We start from the raw sequence: 19,359 nt of genomic DNA, 5'->3' as shown, positions 1-19,359 counted from the left end.
GGACGGGAATGTACGAGCTTTCGCGGGTCCGCCTGCATTCGGTGGGCCCGGCGGGCGCCCGGTACCAGGACGTGGTGCTGGACTTCAGCGGCGTCGGGGCCACGATCACCGCGCCGAAGCAGGACGCGCTGTTCTCCGCGGGCATCCACGCCGGCGGCCCGGTGCGCCGCCCGTCGCCGGCGAGCGTGCTGTTCCTGGAGAACGGCGGCGGCAAGTCCGTGCTGATCAAGCTGATCTTCTCGGTGATGCTGCCCGGGCGGCGCCAGGTCGTCGGCACCACGAGCACGAAGGTGCTGGAGAAGTTCGTGACGGCCAAGGACGTCGCGCACGTGGTGCTGGAGTGGCTGCACGTCGAGACCGGCCAGCGGGTGATCACCGGCAAGGTGTCGGAGTGGCGCGGGCACGTGACGTCCGCGGACTCGGAGAACCTCGTCGACTCCTGGTACTGCTTCCGCCCGACCGCCGACGTCGCCCTCGATTCGCTGCCGCTGACCGAGGACGGCAGGCTGCTCACCATGTCCGGGTTCCACGACCGGATCGCGGGCGCGGCGATGGCCGAACCGGAGCTGGAGCTGTTCTGGACGCGCCGCCATCACGAATGGACCGGGCGGCTCGACCAGCTCGGCCTCGACACCGAGCTGTTCCGCTACCAGCGCGCGATGAACGCGGGCGAGGGCGAGGCGGCCGATGCGTTCCAGTTCTCCACCGACGAGGCGTTCGTGGAGTTCCTGCTGCGCGCGGTGCTGTCCGAGGACGAGCCGAAGGACCTCGCCGAGGTCGTGTCGACGTACGCGAACAACCTCGCGCAGCGCGGCGATCTGATGGCGGAGAAGGAATTCGTCGAGGGCGCGCTGGAACTGCTCGGTCCGCTGGCCGAGGAGGAAGGCGTGGCCGCGGCTTCGCGGCGGATCGCGGATTCGGCGCGCGAGGATCTCGGCGAGCTGGCCGGGCGGATCCACGCGCGCAACGAGCTCGAGAACGCGCGGCTGTCGGGGCTTGAAGAGCACGTCGAGGAAGTGCGGAGTGCGGAAAAGCTCGCCGAGGGCGATCATCGGCGGCTGACCGCGGGTGTGACCGAGCTGCGTCGGCTGGTCGCGGTGCTGCGGTTGGAAGAAGCACAGATCGAACGCGAGCGCGTCGACGGCGAGCTGGCCGAGGCGAAGACGCAGGCTGAAGCGTGGCGCGAAACCGCGACGGTGCTGAACCGGTTGAACGCGGCGCGCAAGGCGAAAGACCTGCGTGAACTGGTCGGAAACCGCGAAGAGAAGGCGAAGCCCGCGTTGGCCGCGCGGGATGCGGCGGCGGTCGCGTTGGGGCGCGGTTTGCTTTCGCTGGCGCGTGACGCGCAGCGGCAGGCGGACAAAGCCGAGGCGCACGCGGACGCGTTGCGCGCCGAAGCGGAGAAGGCGCAGACCGAGCGGGACGAGGCGGCGAACCTGGCTGCTGGCCGCCGGGCCGAGGCGCGCGGGTTGTCGTCGCGGATCGCTGAGCTGCGCGAGGAAATCTCCGAGTCGGTCCGAAGCGGACTGTTGACCTCTGGGGCGGACGTCGCGGAGGCGGCTCGGTCGGCGCGGGCGGAAGCCGAGGCCGCGGCGGCGGAATCCGTTCGCCGGGAACAGGAACTCGACCGGGTCGGCGAGGATCTGCAGGCGGCGCAGCGTTCGGTGAACGAGGCGCACCAGCTCGCCGGGTCCACTCAGGATCGTCTCGTGCGGGCGGCTGAAGACCTCGAACGCGCGCATCGGCGGACCGACGCGTTGGCCGCGGAACCGCGGTTGATGGAGTTGCTCGGCGCGGACGACGTCAAGCTGGAGAGCGACCTTCCGGTGCTGCTGCAGCGTTTGCGCGACGCGAGCGCGGCGGTGGAGAAGGAACAGACCGCGCTTCGGATGGAGGAGTCTGCTGACGAACGGGCGCTGGCCGCGCTCGGGTCGGGCGGGCTGCTGCCGCCGCCGGAGGACGTCCAGGCGGCGCTGGACGCGTTGGAGCAAGCCGGGATCACCGCGTGGTCGGGCTGGCGTTATCTGTCCAAACTGGACTCCGTGCGGCGTGACGAGGTGCTGGAGCGGATGCCGCAGCTCGTCGCTGGCGTGCTGCTGAACGATGCGGCACAGGTCAAGCGGGCGCGCGAAGTGCTGGCGGCGTCGCGGCTGTTGCCGAGCGCGGTGATCGCGGTGGGGACCACCGATGCGTTCCAGAAGGACGGTCCGGCAGCGGCGGGCGTTGAGTTCCTCGTGCCGCCGAACCCGGCGATGTACGACGAGGAAGCCGCCGACACCGAGCGGGAAGCCGTAGCGCAGCGGCATGCCGAACGGCAGCGTCGGCTGGAGCAGCTGTCGGAGTCGCTGGCGGCCGACGGCGCGTTGACGTGGAAGCTCACCACGTGGCGCGAGGACTATCCGGCCGGCGCGATCGGGACGCTCGCTGAGCAGGCCGAAAGCGCTCGCGTCGCCCGGGAGACCGCGCAGGCCGCGCTCGCGCGGGCCGAGGCGGAATTCGCCCGGTTGAGCGAAAAAGTCACCGCCTTGCGTGAGCGAGTCCCGGCGTTGCGGACCGCTTCGGCGGAGGCCGAGGAGAAGGCGCGTCGGCTCGGCGAGCTGTCCACGCGGGCCGCGCGCGTCGCCGAATGGACCGAAGAAGTCGAGCGGGCAACGGAAATCGCGGAACGCGCGGAGACGTCGGCGGCCGAAGCGTCGGCCCGTGCGGCTCGGTTGCGCGAGCAGGCGGCGGAGGAACAGCGGACCGCTGACGGACACCGTCGCACGGTCACCACCGCGCGGTCCGAGCTGGCCGAGGTGCCAGGTGCATCCGAGCTGCCGGAGGACGTCGAGGCGCCTTCGGAACCGGTGGACGCGTTGCGGCGTACCTTCGCGTCGGCTTCGGAGGCGTACGCGAAGGTCGAGGTCGGCAGCGATCTCCGGGCCGAGCTGGAGCAGGCCGAATCCGCCGAAGCGGCGGCGTCGTCCGCGTTGGAGGCGCTGGACGAACAGGTCCGGGTGCGCGCTGCGGCATTGCTGGAGACGCCGGACGGTTCGGACGCTTCCGCCCGGGCGGCGGCATTGGCGCGGGCGCGACGAGTCGTCGATGCTTTGGAAGAGGAACGCACCGAGGCGATCGGCCAGGTGTCGACGCGTCGGGCGGAGCTGGACGTGCTGCCGTTGCAGACCGGTGTCGCCTCTCCGGCCGAGCGCCCGCGCGATATCGAGCACGGCCTCGAGCTGATCGACGCGGCCTCGCTGGAAGTGTCCGCGGCGGCCCGGAAGTGGGAAGAGCTGCAGGAACGCCGAGCGGCGGCGGAAGCGACGCTGGACGCGGCCAAGGCTTCGGCGTCCGGTTTCGGGCTGCTGTCGGAATCGCTGGCGCACTTGCGCTCGGACGAGCCAGCGGAAGCCTACGACGGCGATGTCGAGTCCGCGCGGACCCGGTACAACCAGCTCAACACCGTCCTGAACGACGCGCAGTCGGCGGCCGATTCCGGCGACCGCAGGGTACGGGCGGCGGCGGACCAGCTGGCGCAGTACGCGACCGAGAAGCGGTTCGAAAAGCTCAGCACGCCGGTGCGGCAGCAGGTGATTTCCGTGAAGCGGGACCAGCTTCCCGCGCACGCGGCGGAATGGGGCGAGGCGCTGCGGCCCCGGCTGCGGACGCTCACCGACGACCTCGCGCAGATCGACCGCCACCGCGGCGGCATCATCACGCGGCTGCAGGGGATGGTCGAAGGCGCGCTGCGCACCCTGCGGTCGGCGCAGCGCGTCTCGCGGCTGCCGGACGGGCTCGGCGACTGGTCCGGCCAGGAATTCCTGCGGATCCGGTTCACCGAGCTGGAAGACCACGTGCTGGCGGAAAAACTGGGCGAGGTCGTCGACGAGGCAGCCGCGGGCAAGACCGCCGACGGCCGCGACGTGAAGCGCGACGGGCTGTCGCTGGTGCTGCGCGGGGTGCACGTCGCCGCGCCCAAGGGGTACCGGGTCGACATGCTCAAGCCGGATTCCGTGCTGCGCACCGAACGCCAGCGGGTGTCGGAAATCCGCGACGTGTTCTCCGGCGGCCAGCAGCTGACCGCGGCGATCATCCTGTACTGCACGCTGGCGGCTTTGCGGGCCAACAACCGGGGCAAGGCGCGGAACCGGCATTCGGGCGTGCTGTTCCTGGACAACCCGATCGGCCGGGCGTCCGCCGGGTATCTGCTGGAACTGCAGCGGGCCGTCGCGGAGGCGCTGGGCGTGCAGCTGATCTACACGACGGGCTTGTTCGACGCGGGCGCGCTGGCGGAATTCCCGCTGATCGTGCGGCTGCGCAACGACGCGGACCTGCGGGCCGGGCGGAAGTACCTGTCGGTGGACGCGACGATCCGGAATTCCCTCGACGACCTCGGGGATCCGGACGGGGTGGCGCGGCTTTCGGCGACGCGGATGTTCAGCCGTTCGTCTGTCGTGGCGGATCCGGCTGCCGAAGAAGAACAACCGGCTTGACGGCTGGCGCGCGGTCTGCCCGGATGGCATACCGCGCGCCGGACCCGTCAGTCGACGGGCAGGTACGCCAGCCCGTGGCCGCCTGCTTCGGTGTCCAATGCGGTCACCAGAGCGCGGGTCTCGGATCGACAGCCTCCGCTGGCGCGGCCCGCCACTGTCAAGGTCCACAAAGGACACGAACGGCGCTTCCTTGTCCGCCGGGGCACGCGACAAGGCGCGATCGACGCCGCACTCGCCCAGCTGAGCTTGCGCCGCTGGGTAGCCGTGGTCGTGCCCGAGGCCTCGCGCCTTGGTCTTGGCGAGCGAAAGCGACCTGGTGACCATCGGCATCGCAGGCTGGCCGGATCCTGGCTGCTTTGGACCCGCGAACCTTCCCGCTCCCGCTCGTCCGGCCATGCGTCGAACTGGGCCTCGCACCCCCCCTTGCCCGGCCCGGGTCGGGTTCCGGAGCCCCGTGTGCACCGCGCTGCTCGCGTGCCGCTGACCAGCACAGATCCGTTTTTGTCGGACCTTGCTGGTAGGAATCAAGCCGTGAAGATGACCCTCGCCCAACGCCGGGCCCGCCTCGGCGTACGCCACCATCTAGCGGCACGGGCGACGACCGTCGAGGAAGCAGTCGACGGCGTCGTCGCGCTGCATGCCACCGATCCCGCTTCCGTGTACCTGTCCGTCTGGTCGCGAGTGCGCGACGTCTCGGTCGCCGACGTCGAGGACGCGCTGTACTCCCGGCGCACCCTGCTGCGCATCCTCGGCATGCGGCGCACCGTTTTCGTCACCGACGTCGCCACCGCCGGTTCGGTGCAAGCCGCGTGCTCGTACGACATCGCCGCCCGCCAACGCCGCCTGCTGGAAAAGCAACTGGGCACCCTCGGGCATCCAGAGAACGTGCCACGTCCCGGCGAATGGCTGGACGAGGTCATGGCGAGCGTCGAAAAAGCCTTGCGCGCCAGGGGAACGGCGACCGCCCACCAGCTGGCGGACGACGAACCGCGCCTGCGGCAGCAACTGCTGATGGCGAAGGGAAAACCGTACGAGTCGATCGGCAACGTCACCAGCCGGGTGCTGTTCCAGCTGGCCGCGGAAGGCCACATCGTGCGGGGACGCCCGCGGGGGAGCTGGCAAAGCACGCAGTACCACTGGTCCCCGCTGACGGATTGGCTGGAGAGTGCTTCCGGCTCTGGCACCGGAACCAAGTCCAGCGGTACTGCCGACTGGCCCGGCCTCTCCGAAGACGAAGCCCGAGCCGCCCTCGCCCGGCGATGGCTGCACGCCTTCGGCCCCGCGCCAGTCGCCGACCTCCGCTGGTGGACCGGCTGGACCGCGGGCCAAACGAAAAAGGCACTGACCGCCGTCGCCCCCGCCGAGGTCGACCTGGACGGCGAACCAGCGATCGCCCTGCCCGGCGACCTGGCCCCGGTCGGCGGCCCCGCCCCATGGATCGCCCTGCTGCCAGCCCTGGACCCGACCGCGATGGGCTGGCAGTCCCGGGACTGGTACCTGGGCCAGCACCGAACCGCCTTGTTCGACCGCAGCGGCAACATCGGCCCGACGGTCTGGAGCGACGGGCGGATCGTCGGAGCATGGGCCCACCGGCCGTCGGGCGAGGTGGCTGTGCGCCTGCTGGAGGACATCGGAACCGAGAAGACGGCAGAGGCGGAGTCCGAGGCGGCACGGCTGAGCGCATGGCTGGGGGAGGCGCGGGTGGTGCCGAAGTTCCGCACTCCGGCGGAGAAGGAGCTGGCCGGGTAGACACAGGTGTGCACGCCGCCGCCAAGACCGGTCGGGCGGCGGGAGGGATCACTGGCCGAATGCCTCGGTGGTCCGGCCTGCCCGGTGGCTGGGCTGCTTGGCGATCGGGTTGCTGGTGGCTGGGCAGCCTGGCGATCGGGTTGCTGGTGGCTGGGCTGCTCGGCGATCGGGCTGCTGGTGGCTGGGCAGCCCGGCAGTTCGTGTTCCGCGCAGTTCTCTCTCCGGCGCCGGAGAGAGAACTGCCGTCCTCCCAGCGCCGGAGAGGTGAGCGCCGGACTGATGCCGTCGCCGAAGCCAGTCGCCCTCTGCTCAGCGCCGCCTGGTCGCCCTCGGCCGTTCTTAGCCTCGACGGCCTGACTGCCCGCCCTCATGCCTGGTCAGCCCCCGGCTGCCCGCGCCCAGCCTCGGCCGCCTGCGGTGCCGTGCCCCATCGCGACCTCCGGGACCGGCCCGTCCGCGCCGAGCCTGTCCGCTTCGACCCAGCCACTTGCCCGCGGCCTCCGGGGAGCAAGCCGCGTTCGCGCCGAGCCTGTCCGCTTCGACCCAGCCACTTGCCCGCGCGGCCTCCGAGGAGCAAGCCGCGTTCGCGCCGAGCCCGTCCCGAACCCCGCCCCGCCGAGCCCTCTCGGCCGAAACCCCCGCCGCACCCCGCGCGCCACCCCGCCCGGCGAAACCGTCCCGACAGCGTGAACCGGGGCACCAAGACCGATCAAGCCACTGGTCCGCTCCCGCCGCCCGGCTCCGGGGGAGCGCTCGCCCCGTTTTCGCCCCTCACCCGGCTGAGCTGGGTTCTTAATCGATTCTTGACGTCTCCCGGCAGTGGTGGAAGTCTCGTCAGGGCAGTCCGGGGCAACGGGGCCCGCACGCTAGGGTTGCACCGATTCCGGAAGTCGCAGAAGTCGTCCGGGGCGGGCGCCCCGGGGAACTTCCGCAGTGACCAACTTCAGCGGTCGGCGGCCGGCGCGCCGCCGCCGTGATCAACACCAGAGGAGTGGCAGCAGTGACCGTTCGCGTAGGTGTCAACGGCTTCGGCCGGATCGGCCGCAACTTCTTCCGTGCCGTGAAGGCGAGCGGTCACGACATCGAGGTCGTCGCGTTCAACGACCTCGGCGACGTCGCCACCATGGCCCACCTGCTCAAGTACGACTCGATCCTCGGCCGCTTCCCGGGCGAGGTCAGCGTCTCCGACGAGGGCATCGTCGTCGACGGCAAGACCATCAAGGCCCTCGCCGAGCGCGATCCGGCCAACCTGCCCTGGGGCGACCTGGGCGTGGACGTCGTCGTCGAGTCGACCGGCTTCTTCACCAACGCCGACGCCGCCAAGGCGCACATCGCGGGCGGCGCGAAGAAGGTCATCATCTCCGCGCCCGCCAAGGGCGAGGACCTGACCGTCGTCCTCGGCGTCAACGACGACAAGTACGACGGCTCGCAGACGATCATCTCGAACGCGTCCTGCACCACCAACTGCCTCGGCCCGCTGGCCAAGGTCCTCAACGACGCCTTCGGCATCGAGCAGGGCCTGATGACCACGATCCACGCCTACACGCAGGACCAGAACCTCCAGGACGGCCCGCACAAGGACCTGCGCCGCGCCCGCGCCGCCGCCCTGAACGTCGTCCCGGCCTCCACCGGCGCGGCCAAGGCGATCGGCCTCGTGCTGCCGGAGCTGCTCGGCAAGCTCGACGGCTACGCGCTGCGCGTCCCGGTCCCGACCGGCTCGGCCACCGATCTCACCGTGACCCTCAAGAAGTCCGCCACGGTCGACGAGATCAACGCGGCGTACAAGGCCGCTGCCGAGGGCCCGCTGGCCGGCATCCTGAAGTACTCGGTCGACCCGATCGTGTCCTCGGACATCGTCACCGACCCGGCGTCCTGCATCTACGACTCGCCGCTCACCAAGGTGATCGGGAACCAGGTCAAGGTCGTCGGCTGGTACGACAACGAGTGGGGCTACTCCAACCGCCTCGCCGACCTGATCAAGCTCGTCGGCTCGAAGCTCTGAACCTGATGAGCGTCAAGAACCTCGACGACCTGCTGGGTGAGGGCGTTCAGGGCCGCTACGTGCTGGTGCGCAGCGACCTGAACGTCCCGCTCGACGGGTCGGCCATCACCGACGACGGCCGGGTCCGGGCCGCGCTGCCGACGATCAAGAAGCTCGCCGACGCGGGCGCGAAGGTCGTCGTCACCGCGCACCTCGGCCGCCCCAAGGGCGAGCCGGACCCGAAGTTCACGCTCGCGCCGGTCGCGAAGCGGCTGGGCGAACTGCTCGGCTCCGAGGTCCCGCTGGCCGGCGACCTCGTCGGCGAGTCGGCGAAGGCGCTGGTGGCCGGACTGGCCGACGGCGATGTCGTCCTGCTGGAGAACGTGCGCTTCGATGCGCGCGAGACCAGCAAGGACGCGGTCGACCGGTCCGAGCTGGCGGCTGAGCTGGCCGCGTTGACGCCGGGCGGGGCATTCGTCTCCGACGGCTTCGGCGTCGTGCACCGCAAGCAGGCCTCGGTCTACGAGATCGCCGCGGTGCTCCCGGCGTACGCGGGCGGCCTCGTGCTGGCCGAACTGGACGTGCTGAAGAAGCTCACCGACGACGTCAAGCGCCCCTACGTGGTCGCGCTCGGCGGCTCGAAGGTGTCGGACAAGCTCGGTGTCATCGCGAACCTGCTCACCAAGGTCGACCGGCTGCTCATCGGCGGCGGCATGGCGTACACCTTCCTCAAGGCCAAGGGCTACGAGGTCGGCACGTCGCTGCTGCAGGAGGACCAGCTGGAGCAGGTCAAGGGCTTCCTCGCCGAGGCCGAGAAGCGCGGCGTCGAACTGGTGCTGCCGGTCGACGTGCTCGCCGCCGACGGGTTCGCGGCCGACGCGGCGCACGAGGCCGTCGACGTCACCGCCATCCCGGCCGACCGCATGGGCCTCGACATCGGCCCGCGCAGTGCCGAGCTGTTCGCGCAGAAGCTCGCCGACGCGGCGACCGTCTTCTGGAACGGCCCGATGGGCGTCTTCGAATTCGAGGCGTTCGCGGGCGGCACCCGCGCGGTGGCCGAGGCGCTCGTGAAGAGCGACGCGTTCACCGTGGTCGGCGGCGGAGATTCGGCCGCCGCGGTGCGGCAGCTGGGCCTTCCCGAGGACGGCTTCTCGCACATCTCCACCGGCGGCGGTGCCTCGCTGGAATACCTGGAAGGCAAGGAGCTGCCCGGCGTGGCGGCGCTGGAGGGGAAGAACTAAGTGGCACGCAAGCCCCTGGTGGCAGGCAACTGGAAGATGAACCTCAACCACCTCGAGGCCATCGCCCTGGTGCAGAAGATCGCCTTCGCGCTGCCGGAGAAGTACTACGCGAAGGTGGACGTGGCCGTGCTGCCGCCGTTCACCGACATCCGCAGCGTGCAGACCCTGATCGACGCCGACAAGCTCTCCCTGACCTACGGCGCGCAGGACCTGTCGCCGCAGGACTCGGGCGCGTTCACCGGCGACATCTCCGGCCCGATGCTGGCGAAGCTGGGCTGCAGCTTCGTCACCGTCGGGCACTCGGAGCGGCGCGCGATCCACGGCGAGACCGACGAGCTGGTCAACAAGAAGGTCAAGGCCGCGCTCAAGCACGGCATCACGCCGATTCTGTGCGTGGGCGAGGAACTCGAGATCCGCGAGGCGGGCGAGCACCTCGAGCACACCCGCAACCAGCTGATCGAGGGCCTCAAGGGGCTCAAGGCCGAGCAGGTGCAGGCCGTCGTGATCGCGTACGAGCCGGTGTGGGCCATCGGCACCGGCAAGGTCGCGACCGCCGCCGACGCCGAAGAGGTCTGCAAGTCCCTGCGCGGGACGCTGTCGGAGAAGTACGGCGACGAGGTCGCCACCGCGGTCCGGGTGCTCTACGGCGGCTCGGTGAAGTCCGGGAACGTCTCCGAGCTGGTGGCCGCGGACAACATCGACGGCGCGCTGGTCGGCGGCGCGAGCCTGGACGGCGAGGAGTTCACCAAGCTCTGCGCGCTCGCCGCCGGTGGCCCGCTGCCCTGATCGTGGGCACTACCGGGTAGCCTGTGTGTTCGGTCCGTCACTAGAGCAGTGGACGAGTCCAGGGGTACGGTGAAGATCCGCACGCTGGTGCGGGTCCGGCCGTACCCCTGCATGCTCCGACAAGCACAGAGGATGACATGAAGCTGTTCCTGCAAATCCTGTTGATCGCCTCCAGCGTGCTGCTGGTGGTGGCCGTGCTGCTGCACCGCGGCCGGGGCGGCGGCCTGTCGTCGCTGTTCGGCGGGGGGATGCAGTCGAGTCTCGCGGGGTCCAGCGTCGCCGAGAAGAACCTCGACCGGATCACGCTGCTGCTCGGAGCCATCTGGCTGATCAGCATCGTGGGTCTCGGCCTCCTGCTCAAGGTCTGACCGGGTCCCCGGAAGGGGACTTGCGATCGGCGTGCCTATTGGGGGGCGCGCCGCCGATTCCAACGGGTGAGGATTCATGGTTGGCGGTAACGCGATTCGCGGCACCCGCGTGGGTGCCGGTCCTTCGGGCGAATCGGAGCGGGGTGAATCGGCGCCACGGCGCCGGGTGTCGTATTGGTGCGCGAACGGGCACGAGGCTCGCCCGTCGTTCGCGATGGACGCGGAAATCCCCGACGAATGGGACTGCCCGCGCTGCGGGCTCCCGGGCGGTCAGGACGAGCAGAATCCGCCCGCCGCGCCTCGTACCGAGCCGTACAAGACGCATCTGGCTTACGTGAAGGAACGCCGCAGCGACGCCGACGGCGAGGCCATCCTCGCCGAAGCGCTCGAGCGCCTCCGCCAGCGCCGCGAATTGATCTGAGGCACGGTTTCTCCGGGACCACCGGCTTCCCCGTCCGCGAGGGCGAGGGCCGGTGGTTTTTTAGTTCCCGAGGCACTGGGGCGGCCTGACCGGGGCAGGTCCAGACCACTGCGGCACGGTCAGGAACCGGTTGCGGTGCGTGAGAGGAACCCTGAGGGAATCAGATTTCGTCAGGGTTCCCCTCACGTACCGCCAAAGAGGCTCAGTCCGGCGGAGACACTCCCGTTCGGGGCGTATCGCTCAAGTGGTCCAGACCGGCGAGGAGCAGGTCTAGACCTTCGGAAGGCCGGTTTCCGGCCGGGCGCGAGCAAGCTCTCGGCAGGGCCAGGTTTCTTGACCGGTCCGGACCAATTTCAGGGTCCGGCCAGGCTCAGCGATCCAGCGGATACCGCGCCCGAACCCGGAATCCGCCGTCCTCCGTTCCGGACGTTTCGAAGCTTCCGCCCAGGAGCCGGGCGCGTTCGGCGAGGCCCGTGAGCCCGTGGCCGCCCGACGGGAAAGCCTCGCCCGCGCGGCAGGCGCGGGCGTTCTCGACCTCGATGTCCAGCGCGCCGCTCGCCGCGTGGATGCGGATCGTCGCCGTCGCGCCGGGGGCGTGTTTGTGGACGTTCGTCAGGCATTCCTGCACCGTCCGGTACGCCGCCGCCGAGACCTGGCTCGGCAAGGTGTCCGGGAGCTGCTCGACGGTCAGCTGCACCGGGACGTCGCACTCGCGGATCAGGTGGTCCAGCTCCCCGATGCCGGGGCGCGGGCCGTCGTCGCCGGAGCCGGAGCGCAGGACGCTCACCAGCGAGCGCAGTTCCTCGAGCGTCCGCGTCGACAGCTGGCGGATGACCTGCGCCGTCTCCAGCGCCGGGCCTTCCTTCGCCTGCGCCTGCAGCGCGCCGGCCTGCATGGCGATCAGCGTGATCTGGTGCGAAACCACGTCGTGCATTTCGCGGGCCAGCCGGGCGCGTTCCTCGGCGCGCACCGCGTCGGCGTGGAAGCGGCGTTCGCGGTCGCGGCTCTTCGCCAGTTCGCGCAGTTTCGCCGAGATCTCCGCGCGCGCCCCGATCAGCAGGCCGATCGCGATCGGCATTCCGGCCACCAGCACGCCGTAGATCCCGTCGAGGACGTGTTCGCGCCAGCTCAGTTCCGCGAACTCCGGCAGCGGCCACCGCACGAACCGGCAGGTGAACACCAGTCCGGCGCCGACCCAGGTCTGCCAGTGCAGTTGCCGCCGCGTCGCGAGCATGCCGAGGTTGAGCATCGACGCGAGCTGCGCCCATCCGGCGAAGAATCCCGGCACCGCGGCGAGCACCGCGAGGAACGGGAACCGCCGCCGCACCACGACCGCGAGGCACGCGGCGGCCGACAGGTACAGCGAATAGGGCTGTGCTTTGGGCGGCACGACGAGCCAGACGTCGAGCACCGCCAGCAGCACGACCACCGCTTCGACGGCGATCGTCGCGACGAGGGGCTTCCGGAACACGGCGAACGCCCCGGTCAGGCTGGCACGCCTGGCTCGCCGGGCGGCTCCCGCGGCGGAGCTGCTCATCGAGATGCCAGGAATCGAGAGTCCCTCAGTGCTCATCGCGGCGACCCCATTCGTCTTGTGGACTTAGTGATGAGATGCTCCGGCCACCCGATCGGGACGCGCGGCGGTGAACAAATGTGCGGATGCTAACGGGAACATGTGTGTTGCCAGTAAGTTTCACCCAGAGTGGTTCTAGTGGTGTTGTAATCTCCACGACTGCTCCAACAGGATGAACGAAGCGCGGTCGACATCACCTAGTGTCGATCACATCACCTTATGTTCACCATACGGCGGTTCCCACATACTGGTGAGCCGCTTTTTGGCCGAGTGTCAGTTGCTCCGTTTGCCGCCCAGGTCGACGCTGAGTCCGTGCCACGCGTACAGGGGAGAGATCACCCGTGCGGGTGGGAGGAAAGTGTCGCTGCGCAGTCGAAGGCCGCCGCGTCGTGGCGAGCACGGACGCGGCGGCCGGAGTGAGCGGTCGGCTGGGGTTTACGCAGGCGTCTCCGCCGTCGCGACGAGAACCGCACGGCCGAGCACGTGGCCGAACATCGTGAACCCGAGTACGGCGGGGGTCGCGTCCGCCGGGACGCCGATCGATGCGACATCCAGGGCGTGCACGACGACGAAGTAGCGGTGTTCGCCGTGGCCGGCGGGCGGGGCCGCGCCGATGAAGCGTGCGGCGCCCGCGTCGCCGCGCAGCTGGAAGGCACCCTCGGGCAGAGCGGAGCCGATGTCGTCGCCCGCGCCTTCCGGCAGGTCGGTGACGGCGGCGGGGATGTCGGCGACTGCCCAGTGCCAGAAGCCGGAGCCGGTCGGCGCGTCGGGGTCGTAGACCGTGACGGCGTAGCTCTTCGTGCCTTCCGGGGCGCCGGACCAGGACAGCTGCGGCGAAATGTCCTTGCCGCCGGGCACGCCGAAGATCCCCGAGAACTGCTCGGCGGACCAGGCCGCGCCATCGGCGACGGTCGTGCTGGTGACGGTGAAGCTCGGCGCCTCGGGAAGGCGCGCGAACGGGGAGTTGGCGGACATGGGTTCCTCTCGATGGAAGCGGGATACTATCGACTATAGCACTAATAATCGATGATTTTAGGGATCGTCTATCCTGAGACCATGAAGCAGATGCTGTCCGAGCAGATCTACGACCAGGTCCGCGACGCGATCATGCGCGGCGAGGTCGAGCCGGGGCAGGCGCTGAAACCGCAGGAACTGGCAGCGCGGTACGAGGTCAGCCTGGCCGTGGTGCGGGAGGCGCTGGTGCGGCTGGTCGGGGAGGGGCTGGCGGAACGGCTCGCGAACCGCGGCTTCGCGGTGCCCGCGATGGCCGATCGGCGGTGGCAGGAGATCGTCGAGGCGCGTCAGACGGTCGAGCCCGCGATGCTGCGGTTGTCCGTCGCGCGCGGAGACCTGGAGTGGGAGACGCGAGTGCGCGCGGCGGGGCACCGGCTCGCCCGGACGCCGATGTATGTGCCGGACGAAGGCAGCTACTACTCCGCTGCTTGGGCTGAGGCGCACCGCTTGTTCCACCGCACGCTGCTCGACGGCTGCGGGAACGCGGTGCTGTTGGAGAATTTCGACCGGATGTGGAGCGCGAGCGAACTGGCCCGGCGCTGGACGGTGCACCCCGCGTACCGGCTGCCGGCGGAGGACGTGCTCGCCCAGCACGAGGAACTGGAGCGGGCCGCGCTGAGCCGGGACCCGGAGGAGGCGGCGGGGTTGCTGATGGATCATCTGGCGGCAACGGCGGAGCTGTTGACCGGTGCGGGGGACTCGTGAGTGTCTGCGCCGGTTCCAACCCGGCGCGAACACTCACGACCGCCCGCCCGCTTCCCTTGCCCCGCAACGAAAAAGGCTCCCCGCGTCATCACGCGAGGAGCCCTTCCCGGCAACCGTCTTACTCAGCCGGCGGCTGGTACACCTTCGTAAGCTTCCCGGCCGCCTCGCGATCGAGGAGCCACAGCGTCCGCCGGTACCCGCGGGCGCCCGAGACCGGGATCTGCGTTTCCGGCGCACCCGCCAGTGCCTGCGCGACCGCGTCCGCCTTGGCGGTGCCCGCCGTCATCAGCCACACCTCGCGGGCACGGCGGATGGCAGGCAGCGTCAGCGACACGCGCGTCGGCGGAGGCTTCGGGCAGTCGCGGACCGGCACCACCGAACGCTGGGTTTCGCGCACCTCGGCGGTTTCCGGGAACAGCGACGCCGTGTGGCCCTCGCCGCCGAGGCCCAGCAGCATGATGTCGAACTCCGGCACGTCCGCGCCGGGGCCCGCCGCGTCGGAGAGGACCTTCGCGTAGGCCTCGGCGGCCGCGTCGACGTCGTCGCCGAATTCGCCGTCCGACGGGGCCATCGCGTGCACCCGCTCCGGAGCCAGCGGAACGTGGTCGAGCAGGGCTTCGCGCGCGCCCTTCTCGTTGCGCTCGTCCGAATCCGCCGGGACGAACCGTTCGTCGCCCCAGTAGATGTCCAGCCGCGACCAGTCGATCGCGTCCCGTGCGCTCGATTCCCGCAGTTCCCGCAGCACGGCGATACCCGTGCCGCCGCCGGTGAGCACCACCGACGCCGCACCGCGGGCTGCCTGCACGTCGACGATCCGCGTCACCAGGCGAGCCGCGGCGGCCGCGGCCAGCAGGTCCGGGTTTTCGTAGACGACGACCTCGGTCCGGCTCATGACGTGCTCTTTTCCGCGGTCTTGCGGGGCGTCTTCGGCTTCGCGGCGGCAGCGGGCTTGGCCGAAGCCTTGGCGGCAGCGGGCTTGGACCCGTTGGACGCGGCGATCTTGTGCAGCCCGTGCAGCGCCGCCTCGTAGATCTCGTCCGGGTCGAGCCGGCGCAGTTCCTCCACGAGACACTCCGGGTTGCTGCGCCGCTGCAACGCGATCCGCCGCGTCGGCTGGCCGGGCTGGGTCAGCGTGCCGACCCGTCCGTCCGGCCGCGTCAGCTCCACCGCGCCCGATTTCCGCTCCAGCTTCACCGAGATGATGCCCTGCGCGCTCGAGCTCTTGACCCGGTGCACCGGAGCCTTGAGGTACTCGGCGAGCCAGCCCGCGAGCAGTTCGGTGGACGGCGAATCGGCCTCGCCGGTCACCGTCGCGCTCGTGATCTTCTCGTACGGCGGGAGATCCAGCGCCGACACCAGCTGCGCCCGCCAGCGGGTCAGCCGGGTCCACGCCAGGTCGGTGTCACCCTCCACATAGGACTTCGCGCGCGTGGTGAGAGACCTTATCGGGCTCTTTTCCGCGGCGGAGTCGGTGATCCGCCGCTGTGCCAGCTGGCCGAGCGGGTCCTCCGCGGGGGCCTTCGGACCGGCACCGGGCCACCAGGTGACGATCGGCGCGTCCGGCAGCAGCAGCGGCACGACGGCGCTCTGCCCCTGCGCGGCCAGCGGGCCGTACAGCCGCAGCACGATGACCTCGCTCGCGCCCGCGTCGCCGCCGACGCGGATCTGGCCGTCTATGCGCGGCGCGGCCGTGCGCGCGCCCTTCGCCACGACGATCACCCGCGACGGGTGCTCGCGGCTCGCGTCGTTCGCGGCCTCGATGGCGTCCTCGAGCTTGGCGTCGTCGTCCGCGACGATCACCAGCGTCAGCACCCGGCCGAGCGCGACCTGGCCGCCCTGCTCGCGGATCTCCACCAGTTTTTTGTTCAGCGCCGACGTCGTGGTCGACGGCAGGTCGATGATCACGGACGCCTCCAGTGCCTGCCGGTACGTTCCAGCATCTCGTCAGCCGACTTCGGTCCCCAGCTGCCCGGCGGGTACTGCTCCGGCGCGGTGCCGAGCTTCGCCCAGTGCGCCAGCACCGGGTCGAGGATTTCCCACGACAGCTCGACTTCCTCGTTCACCGGGAACAGCGACGGCTCGCCAAGCAACACGTCCAGGATCAGCCGCTCGTAGGCCTCCGGCGAGGATTCGGTGAACGCGTGGCCGTAGCCGAAGTCCATCGTGACGTCGCGGACCTCCATCGTGGTCCCCGGCACCTTCGACCCGAACCGCAGCGTGATGCCCTCGTCCGGCTGCACGCGGATGACCAGCGCGTTCTGCCCCAGCTCCTCGGTGGAGGTGGAATCGAACGGCAGGTGCGGCGCGCGCTTGAACACGACCGCGATCTCGGTGACCCGGCGGCCGAGCCGCTTGCCGGTGCGCAGGTAGAACGGCACGCCCGCCCAGCGTCGGTTCTGCACCTCCAGCGTCACCGCGGCGTACGTCTCGGTGGTCGAGTCCTTCGCGAACCCGGCCTCCTGCAACAGGCCCGGCACCTTGGTGCCGCCCTGCCAGCCGCCCGCGTACTGCCCGCGCGCGGTGGTCTCGTGCAGCGGCAGCATCGGCTTGGTCGCCGCCAGCACCTTGGCCTTCTCCGACCGCAGCGCCTTCGGCTCGAACGACAGCGGCTCGTCCATCGCGGTGAAGGCGAGCAATTGCAGCAAGTGGTTCTGGATGACGTCGCGTGCGGCGCCGATCCCGTCGTAGTACCCCGCGCGGCCGCCGAGGCCGATGTCCTCGGCCATGGTGATCTGCACGTGGTCGATGAAGTTCGCGTTCCAGATCGGCTCGAACAGCTGGTTCGCGAAGCGCAGCGCCAGGATGTTCTGCACCGTCTCCTTGCCGAGGTAGTGGTCGATGCGGAACACCGACTCCTCGGGGAAGACGTCGTTCACGATCGCGTTGAGCTCCTTGGCGCTGCGGAGATCGTGCCCGAACGGCTTCTCGATGACCACGCGCCGCCAGGTGTTCTCGTCGGCCTGCGCGAGGCCCGAACGCGCCAGCTGCTTGGTCACCACCGGGAACGCGCCCGGCGGGATCGACAGGTAGAACGCGGTGTTGCCGCCGGTGCCTCGTTCCTCGTCCAGTTCGCGCACGGTCTTCGCGAGCCGGTCGAAGGCTTCGTCGTCGTCGAAAGTGCCCTGGACGAACCGGATTCCTTCGGCGAGCCGGTTCCACACCGACTCCTTGAACGGCGTCCGCGCGTGCTCGCGCACCGAATCGTGCACGAGCTCGCCGAAGTCCTGGTGCTCCCAGTCCCGGCGGGCGAAGCCGACCAGCGAGAACCCGGCGGGCAGCAGCCCGCGGTGCGCGAGGTCGTAGATGGCGGGCATGAGCTTCTTGCGCGCCAGGTCGCCGGTGACGCCGAAGATCACCAGGCTCGACGGCCCGGCGATCCGCGGCAGCCGCTTGTCGCGGGGGTCCCGCAGCGGGTTGCGCCAGGTGGTCACTGAGCGGCCTCCTGCACTGCCCGGACGAGCTCGGCGAGCCCGGCGGCGCGGTCGGTCAGGTGCAGCCGCAGCACCGGGCGCCCGTGCTCGGCGAGCACCTGGCCGTCGCCGAGCGCCTGCGCGTGCTGGAGCTGCCCCAGCGTGTACGGGCGGTCCGGCACCGACAGGTCCTCGTCGACGGCTCCGGTGATCTGCAGGAAGCTGCCGTTCTGGTGGCCGCCCTTGTGGTACTGCCCGGTGGAGTGCAGGAACCGCGGGCCCCAGCCGAACGTGGTCTGCACGCCGGTCCGCTTGGCGATTTCGCCGCGCAGCAACGAAGTCGACGCGTCGTCCAGCCGGTCCAAGTAGGCCTGCACCGCGATGTAGCCGCCGTCGGCCACCGAACCGAAGAACGCGCGCAGCACGTCGGCGAGCTTGCCGTCGGTCGAAACTCCTTCGCTGCCAAAGACTTCGACCGCACCGTCCACAGTGGCCGGCGCCTCGCCGCCCTTCAGCTTCTCCGGGTCGTCCAGCAGCGCGCGCGCCGCCTTCTTGGCCGCTTCGACGTCCGGCTGGTCGAACGGGTTGATCCCGATCAGCCGTCCGACGAGCGCGGTCGCGAACTCCCACAACAGGAACTGCGCGCCGAGCGGGCCGGTCACCGAGATCTGCGCCGCACCTTCCGCGGCGCCGATCGCGACGGCGGTCGCGTCCTTGCCGTGGTCGGCGAACCCGGGCGCGTCCGGGCCGTCGACCGCCACCGGCAGCAGGCCGGTGCCGAGCTTGCCGGTGGACTCGGCGATCAGCTGCTCCGCCCAGTCCGGGAATCCCTTGATGCCGGAACCGGTGTCGGCCAGCACCACCTTCTCCGCGCCCGCTTCGTGCGCTGCGCCCCAAGCCGCCGCGAGCTGCACGGCCGGGTTCTCCGCGGTGTCCTCGGCGAGCGTTTCCGCCACCGACGCGGCCTGGTCGAGCAGCCGCGCGACGTCCGCGCCCGCGAGACCGGCAGGCACGAGGCCGAACGCGGTCAGCGCGGAGTATCGGCCGCCGACGTGCGGGTCGGCCAGGAAGGTCTTGCGGTAGCCCTCTTTCTCCGCCAGTTCGGAGAACGGGGAGCCGGGATCGGTGACGACGACGATGCGCCGCGCCGCGTCGATCCCGGCGTCCGCGAACGCCTTGGCGAAAATCCGGCGGTGGCTGTCGGTTTCGACGGTGCCGCCGGATTTCGACGACACCACGATGACGGTGCGCTCGAGGTCGCCCGCGAGCGCGTCGGCCACCTGGCCGGGGTCGGTCGTGTCGAGCACCGTGAGGGGGACGCCGGCGGTGGCGGTGATGACCTCCGGCGCGAGCGACGAGCCGCCCATGCCGGCGAGCACCACGCGGTCCACGCCTTCGCTGTGCAGTTCCGCGCGCAGCGTTTCGATTTCCCCGATCAACGGACGCGACGACTTGTGCAACGTCGTCCAGGACAATCGGATCGACGCTTCGGACTCGGCGTCCGGACCCCACAAGGCGGAGTCCTTGGCGGCGAGCTTGGCAGCGGCGCCGTCGGCGGCCAGCCGCTGCGCCAGCGGCGCTGCCTTTTCTGCCAGTTCGGCGTCGACGATCACGACGCCGGTTTCGTCCCCGCTCATGG

The 19,359-nt window shown here is 70.4% G+C and carries 14 protein-coding genes; 8 read left to right on the top strand and 6 right to left on the bottom strand.

The genetic code is table 11. The features are described from left to right. The first annotated feature begins 8 nt into the window (after positions 1-8). The 7 genes from H4281_RS40500 (at position 9) to H4281_RS40470 (ending at position 11,018) form a co-directional block, all read left to right on the top strand. A complete protein-coding gene (locus tag H4281_RS40500; RefSeq protein ID WP_182896132.1) occupies positions 9-4,472 on the top strand; it encodes a coiled-coil domain-containing protein in 4,464 nt (1,487 codons plus the stop codon). 537 nt (positions 4,473-5,009) lie between these two features. After that, on the top strand, positions 5,010-6,221 hold the full coding sequence (locus H4281_RS40495; protein WP_182896159.1) for a winged helix DNA-binding domain-containing protein: 1,212 nt from the start codon (positions 5,010-5,012) through the stop codon (positions 6,219-6,221). A gap of 1,000 nt (positions 6,222-7,221) precedes the next feature. Beyond that, positions 7,222-8,223 (top strand): type I glyceraldehyde-3-phosphate dehydrogenase, encoded by a 1,002-nt coding sequence (gene gap, locus H4281_RS40490; RefSeq protein WP_182896131.1) that lies wholly within the window; start codon positions 7,222-7,224, stop codon positions 8,221-8,223. 5 nt (positions 8,224-8,228) lie between these two features. Continuing rightward, complete coding sequence (locus H4281_RS40485) at positions 8,229-9,443, top strand: phosphoglycerate kinase (RefSeq protein ID WP_182896130.1); 1,215 nt, start codon at positions 8,229-8,231, stop codon at positions 9,441-9,443. After that, positions 9,444-10,229: a triose-phosphate isomerase gene (tpiA, locus tag H4281_RS40480; RefSeq protein WP_182896129.1), complete on the top strand. Its 786-nt coding sequence runs from the start codon at positions 9,444-9,446 to the stop codon at positions 10,227-10,229. A gap of 137 nt (positions 10,230-10,366) precedes the next feature. Continuing rightward, a complete protein-coding gene (gene secG / locus H4281_RS40475) occupies positions 10,367-10,597 on the top strand; it encodes a preprotein translocase subunit SecG (RefSeq protein WP_033292761.1) in 231 nt (76 codons plus the stop codon). Positions 10,598-10,673: 76 nt separating this feature from the next. After that, positions 10,674-11,018 carry an RNA polymerase-binding protein RbpA gene (locus H4281_RS40470; protein WP_009075886.1) on the top strand — a complete coding sequence of 115 codons (345 nt, stop codon included), beginning with the start codon at positions 10,674-10,676 and terminating at the stop codon, positions 11,016-11,018. Between the two features lie 370 nt (positions 11,019-11,388). Here the strand turns inward: H4281_RS40470 and H4281_RS40465 are convergent, their stop codons facing one another. Beyond that, complete coding sequence (locus tag H4281_RS40465) at positions 11,389-12,591, bottom strand: sensor histidine kinase (RefSeq protein ID WP_182896128.1); 1,203 nt, start codon at positions 12,589-12,591, stop codon at positions 11,389-11,391. Positions 12,592-13,026: 435 nt separating this feature from the next. After that, positions 13,027-13,566 carry a YbhB/YbcL family Raf kinase inhibitor-like protein gene (locus H4281_RS40460; protein ID WP_182896127.1) on the bottom strand — a complete coding sequence of 180 codons (540 nt, stop codon included), beginning with the start codon at positions 13,564-13,566 and terminating at the stop codon, positions 13,027-13,029. Between the two features lie 90 nt (positions 13,567-13,656). On the opposite strand from H4281_RS40460, the gene H4281_RS40455 reads away from it, so the two are divergent. Beyond that, a complete protein-coding gene (locus H4281_RS40455) occupies positions 13,657-14,310 on the top strand; it encodes a GntR family transcriptional regulator (protein WP_220508587.1) in 654 nt (217 codons plus the stop codon). Positions 14,311-14,428: 118 nt separating this feature from the next. Here H4281_RS40455 and pgl read toward each other — a convergent pair whose 3' ends face one another. The 4 genes from pgl to H4281_RS40435 are packed head-to-tail and all read right to left on the bottom strand — an operon-like array spanning position 14,429 to position 19,357. Further along, on the bottom strand, positions 14,429-15,202 hold the full coding sequence (gene pgl, locus H4281_RS40450) for a 6-phosphogluconolactonase (RefSeq protein WP_037814650.1): 774 nt from the start codon (positions 15,200-15,202) through the stop codon (positions 14,429-14,431). Further along, positions 15,199-16,215 (bottom strand): glucose-6-phosphate dehydrogenase assembly protein OpcA, encoded by a 1,017-nt coding sequence (gene opcA, locus H4281_RS40445; RefSeq protein WP_182896125.1) that lies wholly within the window; start codon positions 16,213-16,215, stop codon positions 15,199-15,201. Before opcA ends, pgl begins: the two co-directional genes overlap by 4 nt. Further along, a complete protein-coding gene (zwf, locus tag H4281_RS40440) occupies positions 16,212-17,741 on the bottom strand; it encodes a glucose-6-phosphate dehydrogenase (RefSeq protein WP_182896124.1) in 1,530 nt (509 codons plus the stop codon). Before zwf ends, opcA begins: the two co-directional genes overlap by 4 nt. Next, a complete protein-coding gene (locus tag H4281_RS40435) occupies positions 17,738-19,357 on the bottom strand; it encodes a phosphoglucose isomerase-related protein (protein WP_182896123.1) in 1,620 nt (539 codons plus the stop codon). The genes zwf and H4281_RS40435 overlap by 4 nt, the downstream gene beginning before the upstream one ends. Positions 19,358-19,359: the final 2 nt, after the last annotated feature.

Source organism: Amycolatopsis dendrobii (assembly GCF_014145675.1).
Lineage (GTDB): Bacteria > Actinomycetota > Actinomycetes > Mycobacteriales > Pseudonocardiaceae > Amycolatopsis > Amycolatopsis dendrobii.
This window is presented reverse-complemented; position numbering and strand designations above follow the sequence as displayed.

Excerpts from the sequence above, each read along its gene's own strand:
- H4281_RS40485 (WP_182896130.1), top strand. The coding sequence starts at position 8,229 with ATGAGCGTCAAGAACCTCGACGACCTGCTGGGTGAGGGCGTTCAGGGC.
- H4281_RS40455 (WP_220508587.1), top strand. The coding sequence starts at position 13,657 with ATGCTGTCCGAGCAGATCTACGACCAGGTCCGCGACGCGATCATGCGC.
- H4281_RS40495 (WP_182896159.1), top strand. The coding sequence starts at position 5,010 with ATGACCCTCGCCCAACGCCGGGCCCGCCTCGGCGTACGCCACCATCTA.
- secG (WP_033292761.1), top strand. The coding sequence starts at position 10,367 with ATGAAGCTGTTCCTGCAAATCCTGTTGATCGCCTCCAGCGTGCTGCTG.
- H4281_RS40465 (WP_182896128.1), bottom strand. The coding sequence starts at position 12,591 with ATGAGCACTGAGGGACTCTCGATTCCTGGCATCTCGATGAGCAGCTCC.
- H4281_RS40500 (WP_182896132.1), top strand. The coding sequence starts at position 9 with ATGTACGAGCTTTCGCGGGTCCGCCTGCATTCGGTGGGCCCGGCGGGC.
- H4281_RS40435 (WP_182896123.1), bottom strand. The coding sequence starts at position 19,357 with ATGAGCGGGGACGAAACCGGCGTCGTGATCGTCGACGCCGAACTGGCA.
- H4281_RS40470 (WP_009075886.1), top strand. The coding sequence starts at position 10,674 with ATGGTTGGCGGTAACGCGATTCGCGGCACCCGCGTGGGTGCCGGTCCT.
- H4281_RS40460 (WP_182896127.1), bottom strand. The coding sequence starts at position 13,566 with ATGTCCGCCAACTCCCCGTTCGCGCGCCTTCCCGAGGCGCCGAGCTTC.
- pgl (WP_037814650.1), bottom strand. The coding sequence starts at position 15,202 with ATGAGCCGGACCGAGGTCGTCGTCTACGAAAACCCGGACCTGCTGGCC.